Consider the following 6600-nt stretch of genomic DNA (forward strand, 5'->3'; position numbering starts at 1 on the left):
TTAAAAATCAAATCCGCCGTCACTACCGGTGTTGCCTTTTGACATCGAGTTGTAGCAGCTATTTACATACTCTATCCTCGTCTCGCAGTCAAAAAATGCCTCGCAGTTAAAACAGCTTTTGCGACCTTTTTGCTCTTGGCACTCTTGCATGATTTTAGCCTTTTGTTTTAGGGCTAGCTCAAATGCGTCAAGTGGCTCGTTTGCTTGTGCTTCTTGCATTATTTTTGCTCGTAAAATTTATGCAAAAGTGAAATTTCATCACGTGAGCCAAAGAAGCATGGCGTAGTTTGGTGAATTTTTTCTATTTTTATATCAAAAAGTGTTTGGTTTTTGCCGTTTGAGGTTGCGCCCTTTGCGTTTTCATATATAAAGGCAAATGGCAACACTTCAAAGACAACCCTTAGCTTGCCATTTGGATGATCGCTCGTTGCTGGGTAGCTAAAAAGACCGCCGCCTTTTAGTAAAATTTGATGCAAGTCGCTCACCATCGCACCTGAGTATCTTAGCCTGTAGCCCTCGTTAAATAGCTCGTTTATGAAATTTCTATGCGTTTGACTCCAGCCTTTTTGCGTAGCTCCTGTAGCGTTTAGCTTGCCTTTTTCTTTTAGCTCAAGCTCTTTTACAAATTTAAACTCGCCATCTTTGCTAAGCCTATAAAATTTAGGCAAAGCGCCCTTTTTCTCAGCAATTACTAGCTCAAGTCTTGGACCATAGATGCTGTAAGCTGCGGCTATTAAATTTTCTGGTTTTACCTCGTCTTCGTATATGCCAAAGATCGAGCCAACGGCGAAATTTACATCAACTAGGCTTGAGCCATCGAGTGGATCGTAAGCGATGATAAATTTAGCATTTTTATTTATCTCAAGCTCGTCCTCTTTCTCTTCGCTAATTAGCGCTTTTAAGCATGAAAGCTGCTTAAATTTAGCTGTGATGATCTCGTCGCTTTTGACGTCAAGCTTTAGCTGGATGTCGCCAGTTGCGTTTTCGTGAGTTGTGTAGCCAAGATCGGCGTATTTTATCACCTCGCTTATCTCTTTTGCTATATCTTTTATGGTGTTAAAAATTTGGTTTAGTTCTTGCATTATACAGCCTTTGCATTTTTGATTATCCACGCACAAATGGCGTCTATATCGTCTAAATTTAGATTGGTGATCTCGTAGGGGATCTGTTTTTTATAAGTGGCGATCGCGTCTGAAAAGCTAAGATAAGCTTCATCGATCTCACCTCTAAAGACGCTTAGTCTTGGCAGTGGCAGTGTCTTTAGCCCCTCGACTAAGAGTATGTCAAACTCGCCGATCATCCTTATGACCTCGTCTATGCCTTGCGAGCTTTGTGAAAAATAAGTCGTTCTAGTCGGACTCATCACGACTACGTCAGCTCCTGCCTGAGAAAATTTAAAGCTATCCTTGCCTTCAACGTCAAATTTGGCCTTGTCGCCTGGGTCGTGCTTGACTACAACAACCTTTAGCCCGTCATCTATAAATTTTTTTGCGACTTTTAAGATAAGCGTCGTTTTTCCGCTATTTGAAGGGCCAGAAAAAGCAATGGCAAGTCTTTTCATAAGAGCCTTTTTCGTTAAAATTTCTTGCGATTATAGCTCATATTGGCTTTAAAATTTATGAGTGAAATTTAAAAAATAAAATGCTAAAATGCGAGAAAATTTAATGTTTTAAGAGTTTTTTATGAGAAAATTTACACTATTTTTTATATTTATTTTGATGATATTTGGTTGTGCTGATCAAAAAGTGATCGTGCATGAGCCACTAAAAAATGAGCTTTTAGCCTACACAAGCAAGAGCGAGATCATTGATAGCACCGATAGAACGCTTATAATTGCAACCTATCTAAATCCTATATATAACTCAAATTTAGACGAGAACAAAGAGCACTTTTTAGTAGCCATAAACCCAAAAGAGCATGCGCAAAATTTGAGCAATATAAAGGTAAATGGTGACTCAAATGCCACAAATGCAAGGCTGCTTGATGAAAGTGACGAGATGCTTAAATTTGCTGGATTTTCTATGCCTTGGGCGGTCTATTATGAAGTGACCGCACCAAGTAAGCAAAGCGACGATCTCGCGCTTAGTTTCGAAATTTATCAGTCAAAGCCGGTTTTGTTAAATTTTCGAAAAGTTGCGAAATCTTTATACTGGAACCATTAAGCGCCATATAGATCACGTAGTTTGCAAGCACCTTCTTACCGTAGTTTCTAGTCTCAGCCACTGGGACTAGCTCGATAGATAAAAATGGCTCAAATCTCCCCTCTTTAAACATATCATCTCTTGTGATGACTTTTTTGGTAAAACCGATGCCGCCGTTATACGCGTAGGCTGTAAAGAGCGGATGATAGAGAAATTTATCAAGGTAGTTTAGGTGGTGATTTGCAAATTTAAATGCAACATCAGTTTTAAAAAGATCGTCCTGGTCAAAATTTGGAATTTTTAGCTCTTTTTTGCCGATCGCATTTGCGAGAAATGGCATAAACTGCATCATACCAAGAGCGTATGAGGTAGAAACGACACTTGGGATAAAGAGGCTCTCTTGTCTTGCTAGTGCGTAGATCATCGACTTTCGCTCAGTGCTGATGCCTTCAAGCTCTGGTGAGTTTGGCATCAAAAAGTACTGCTTCTCCCAGCCATGTGCCTTTTGCATGAAGTATGCGTATGCACCGATACTTTCGTTTGTGTAAAATTTCATAGCAAATTCGCTTGCTTGTGTGGCGTTCATATCCTTTGCAAGGGCAGCGGTTTTGTTCCACAAAAATGGATCGCTCACATCAAAATTTTCGATATTTTGCTTGCTAGGTCTTGGCACGATCACCTCAAATGGCTCGCCACCGACCAAATCTCTTGCGTAAAGTGAGTAGATATTTGCATCTTTGCTAGCACTTAGCTCTTTTAAAAAGCTCTCATCGCCGCTTAGTTCATACTGCCAAAATATGGCATTGTCCCTTTGCCAAGCCCTATCAAAGGTATTTTTAGCTCTTGTGAAAAAACTAAATGCAACGTCATTTTGACCAAGCAAGATGGCGTTTAGCCCAAGTGTAAATGCGTCGCCTTTTTCGGTGACAGCTGGATCTATGCTAAGTAAATTTCTTCTAAAGCTTTCATATTTTTTATTAAATACGATATCGTTTAATAAATTTGTAAAGCCCTTTTGCATGTAGAGCTTGTTCATAAAATTTGCTTCAAAATTTACGCTAAAAAGCGCATTTTTACTTTGCGGGTTTGAAGCGTTAAAAAGCTCTAAAAAGCTCTTTGTATCGTTTGCATTTGCAAAGCTAAGAGCTGGGTTTGGCTCGTTTAAAGTGCGTAAAATTCTAGCTTTTTCTGGGTTTGTATTTGCAAGATTTGCCGCTAAAATTTCACGAGTTTTACTATCAAGCTTTAGAGAAAAGCTCATCGTTGTTAGTAAATTTTGGCAAGCCAAGCTAGCACTTGTGATGTTGCTTGCATTTATGCCAGGACACTTGCTAGGGGCTGCTTTGGGAGGTAAAATTTTATTGATTGATTTTTGAACTAAGCCACTTTTTCTAAAAACGTCGCGTGAAAGCTCAGCTATCTGCTCCTTTGTGTAGCTGCCCTCGTTTATAAGGCGGTTTATGTAGTAGTCTTTTGCAAGGCTTTTTGGCTCGTTTTTTAGCTCCTCGTAGGTGTAAATTTTAGCTAAAAGAGCAACGCAGGCTAAAGAGAGGATACTAAAGTGACGCAGCAAAAACAAATAAAAGCCTTATTAAAAATTGATCTATGAGTTGAAGTGCTAAAAGCACGATGAGTGGGGCAAAGTCGATGCCGTTAAATTCTGTTTTGATGTAGCGTCTGATGAAGCTATAAACAGGATCAGTCAGCCTATAAAGTAGCTGCACGACTGGCGAGCTAGGATCAGGCTTGACCCAGCTAATGAGAGCCGCTGCTATGACGATCCACGTATAGACCGTGATGATAAGGTGCAAAATGTTTGCGATCGCTGAAAATAGAGTGGAAAGTATCATTTTTGCTCCTAGATCAAAATTTTTGCTAAATCATCTTTGATGAGCGGATAGAGCTCGCTTAGCTCAGGGCCATGAAGGTCGTTTGTAAGCAGCGCACGTAGCGGCATAAAAAAGTTTTTGCCTTTTAAATTTGTAGCGCTCATAAGCTCTTTTTTAAACTCATCAAAGCTCTCGCACGCTTTTAAATTTAGAGCTGCTTTTTTTATGATCTCAAATTCGTTTTTATACTCATCTGGAGCTATTTTCGGTGAGTAAATAGCCTCAACTTTTGCCTTTATCTCAGGCACAAGAGAGCTTTCTTGAGTGTAAAATTTAACTAGCTCAACCTTACTCTCATCCACGCCAAAGATCTCTTTTATACGCTCTTTTGAGGCAAGCTTGATGTGTTCTCTATTTATCTGCTCAAGCTTTTTCACGTCAAATCTAGCAGGCGAGCGTGAAATTTTAGTTATATCAAACCACTTCACCGCCTCTTCGATAGTAAAAATTTCAGTTGGAGTTTTGTTGCCAAGAAGTATCAGATAGTTTGCGATCGCCTCAGGCAAAAATCCCTGCTCAAAGAGCCATTTTACGCTTGATTCGTTCTCGCGCTTGCTCATTTTTTTGCCCTCTATATTTAAAAGGATAGGCAAATGCGCGTAGTTCATCTTGCCAGTGTAGCCAAGCCCCTCGCGTATGAGGTCTTGCTTTGGTGTGTTGCTCACATGATCCTCGCCGCGTATGACAAAGGTCACGCCTTCTAGCATATCATCAATCGCGCAGGCGAAGTTATAAGTTGGAGTCTTATCCGCTCTCATGATGACAAAGCTATCAACTGCGTCTGGCTCGAAGCTTAGCTCGCCTTTGATCGCGTCTGTAAAGCTCATCGTGCGTGTTGGTTTTTTCATGCGGATAACAAATGGCTTCTCGCAGTTTAAAACTTCAGCGTCGCTTAGCCTCTCGCAGGTGCCGTCATATCTATATGCCACGCCTTGCTCTTTTGCTTTTTGCTTTTTAGCTTCGAGCTCTTCTTCGGTGCAAAAGCAGGCAAAGGCTTTTTTGTTGATGAGGAGCTTTGATGCAAGCTGTCTGTGGAATTTTAAATTCTCACTTTGGATGTAAATTTGCTCTGGTTTTATGCCAAATTTGCTTAAAATTTCTAAGATATCTTTCTCTTTTCCCTCGATATTTCGCTCTTTGTCGGTATCTTCTATGCGTAAAATAAAGCCACTTTTATCTTGCAAAGAACAAATATAGTTGAAAATAGCAGCACGTAAATTTCCTATGTGCATATCTCCTGTTGGAGAGGGTGCAAAACGATACATAAGCTCATTCCTTACGTTAAATTTGAAGTTTGGATTATAACACTAGCTTGATAAATTTAAAGTTATGTAATTTTAAATTTTTAGGCTAAGCAAAGCATAGTTTTTATAAAATCCGCACGAAAATTTAACTATTTATAGGAGAAAGCAATGAGTTTTATCAGTGAATTTAAAGAATTTGCGATGCGCGGAAATGTCATAGATATGGCAGTTGGTGTTGTTATCGGTGGAGCATTTGGAAAGATTGTCTCATCACTAGTTGGCGATATTATCATGCCAGTAGTTGGCGCTATAACAGGCGGTGTAAATTTCACTGATCTTAAGCTAACACTAAAAGAAGCTGCAGAAGGTGCGCCAGCTGTTACGATAAACTATGGCTCATTTATACAAACAATGGTTGATTTTTTAATCATTGCGTTTTGTATCTTTTGCGTCATCAAAGCTTTAAATACACTTAAAAATAAACTACCAAAAGAAGAAGAGGCAGCTCCTGCAGAGCCTGAAACTCCAGCTGATATAGCACTTCTTACTGAGATCAGAGATCTTCTAAAAAAATAAATTTTTTAATCAAAGGGAGAAAGCTCCCTTTGAAATCCGTTAAATTTTGTCCTATTTTTTATGCTAAAATGCTTTTTCATCTTAAAAGCGAGTAAAATATGATAGAACAAATCCCATTTTTCCAAGGTCTTAGCGCCGATGACCTAGCCAAACTTGAAGCAATCAGTGTTGTTAAAAAATACAAAAAAGGCGAGTTTTTATTTATAGAGGGCGAGGAGCCAAAGTGGCTTACGTTTTTGATAACTGGCTCAGTTAAACTTTATAAAACTACGGCAAATGGCAAGGAAATTTTTATCCATCAGCTTGCACCTATGAATTTTGTAGCTGAAGTCGTAAATTTTGAAAATATCCCATATCCTGCAAGCGCCATTTTTACTATCTCTGGTGAAGTTTTAAAGATAAATTATGAAAAATTTGAAGCACAATTTTTAACAAAGCCAGAAATTTGCATGAAATTTCTAAAATCAATGGCTCAAAAGATAAGGATAACAACGAATTTACTTCATCAAGAGCTAATACTAAGCTCTGAAGAGAAGGTAGCTAGGTTTATTTTAGATCATGAAGATCTATTTAATGAACTAAAGCATACAAAAATTTCATCGATACTCAATATGACTCCAGAAACTTTTTCGAGAATTTTAAATAAATTTAAAACAAATGGTTTGGTCAAACTTGACGAGAAGAACCAAATTCTAGAAAAAAATGTAGGTGGGCTACAAGAAATTTATTCTTATTGAAAGTTAATATCAA

The 6600-nt window shown here is 38.6% G+C and carries 9 protein-coding genes; 3 read left to right on the forward strand and 6 right to left on the reverse strand.

Going from position 1 to position 6600, the window contains the following annotated elements:
- Genes FZ945_RS09015 through mobB form a run of 3 tightly spaced genes read right to left on the reverse strand, consistent with a single transcriptional unit; the run spans window position 1 to window position 1561 of the window.
- Window positions 1-219: a hypothetical protein gene (locus FZ945_RS09015; protein ID WP_002940116.1), complete on the reverse strand. Its 219-nt coding sequence runs from the start codon at window positions 217-219 to the stop codon at window positions 1-3.
- Window positions 219-1082, reverse strand: coding sequence for a class 1 fructose-bisphosphatase (locus FZ945_RS09020; RefSeq protein WP_262367206.1), 864 nt, complete (start codon window positions 1080-1082; stop codon window positions 219-221). Before FZ945_RS09020 ends, FZ945_RS09015 begins: the two co-directional genes overlap by 1 nt.
- Window positions 1082-1561: a molybdopterin-guanine dinucleotide biosynthesis protein B gene (gene mobB / locus FZ945_RS09025; protein ID WP_103646102.1), complete on the reverse strand. Its 480-nt coding sequence runs from the start codon at window positions 1559-1561 to the stop codon at window positions 1082-1084. Before mobB ends, FZ945_RS09020 begins: the two co-directional genes overlap by 1 nt.
- A 157-nt stretch (window positions 1562-1718) precedes the next feature.
- Here mobB and FZ945_RS09030 point away from each other — a divergent pair, with 157 nt between their 5' ends.
- Complete coding sequence (locus tag FZ945_RS09030; protein ID WP_262367207.1) at window positions 1719-2162, forward strand: hypothetical protein; 444 nt, start codon at window positions 1719-1721, stop codon at window positions 2160-2162.
- Here the strand turns inward: FZ945_RS09030 and FZ945_RS09035 are convergent.
- From FZ945_RS09035 to gltX, 3 genes are read right to left on the reverse strand one after another with little or no spacing between them, the layout of a single operon-like run.
- Window positions 2083-3720 carry a lytic transglycosylase domain-containing protein gene (locus tag FZ945_RS09035; RefSeq protein WP_148804009.1) on the reverse strand — a complete coding sequence of 546 codons (1638 nt, stop codon included), beginning with the start codon at window positions 3718-3720 and terminating at the stop codon, window positions 2083-2085. The two genes, FZ945_RS09030 and FZ945_RS09035, sit on opposite strands and share 80 nt — an antisense overlap.
- Window positions 3698-3991 carry a YggT family protein gene (locus tag FZ945_RS09040; RefSeq protein ID WP_021089641.1) on the reverse strand — a complete coding sequence of 98 codons (294 nt, stop codon included), beginning with the start codon at window positions 3989-3991 and terminating at the stop codon, window positions 3698-3700. The genes FZ945_RS09035 and FZ945_RS09040 overlap by 23 nt, the downstream gene beginning before the upstream one ends.
- 8 nt (window positions 3992-3999) lie before the next feature.
- A complete protein-coding gene (gene gltX, locus FZ945_RS09045; protein WP_148804011.1) occupies window positions 4000-5295 on the reverse strand; it encodes a glutamate--tRNA ligase in 1296 nt (431 codons plus the stop codon).
- 147 nt (window positions 5296-5442) lie between these two features.
- Here gltX and mscL point away from each other — a divergent pair, with 147 nt between their 5' ends.
- Window positions 5443-5850: a large-conductance mechanosensitive channel protein MscL gene (gene mscL / locus FZ945_RS09050; RefSeq protein WP_021086457.1), complete on the forward strand. Its 408-nt coding sequence runs from the start codon at window positions 5443-5445 to the stop codon at window positions 5848-5850.
- Between the two features lie 98 nt (window positions 5851-5948).
- Complete coding sequence (locus FZ945_RS09055; RefSeq protein ID WP_107929591.1) at window positions 5949-6587, forward strand: Crp/Fnr family transcriptional regulator; 639 nt, start codon at window positions 5949-5951, stop codon at window positions 6585-6587.
- The last annotated feature ends 13 nt before the right edge of the window (window positions 6588-6600 follow it).

This window comes from Campylobacter concisus, assembly GCF_902460535.1.
Taxonomy (GTDB): domain Bacteria; phylum Campylobacterota; class Campylobacteria; order Campylobacterales; family Campylobacteraceae; genus Campylobacter_A; species Campylobacter_A concisus_AS.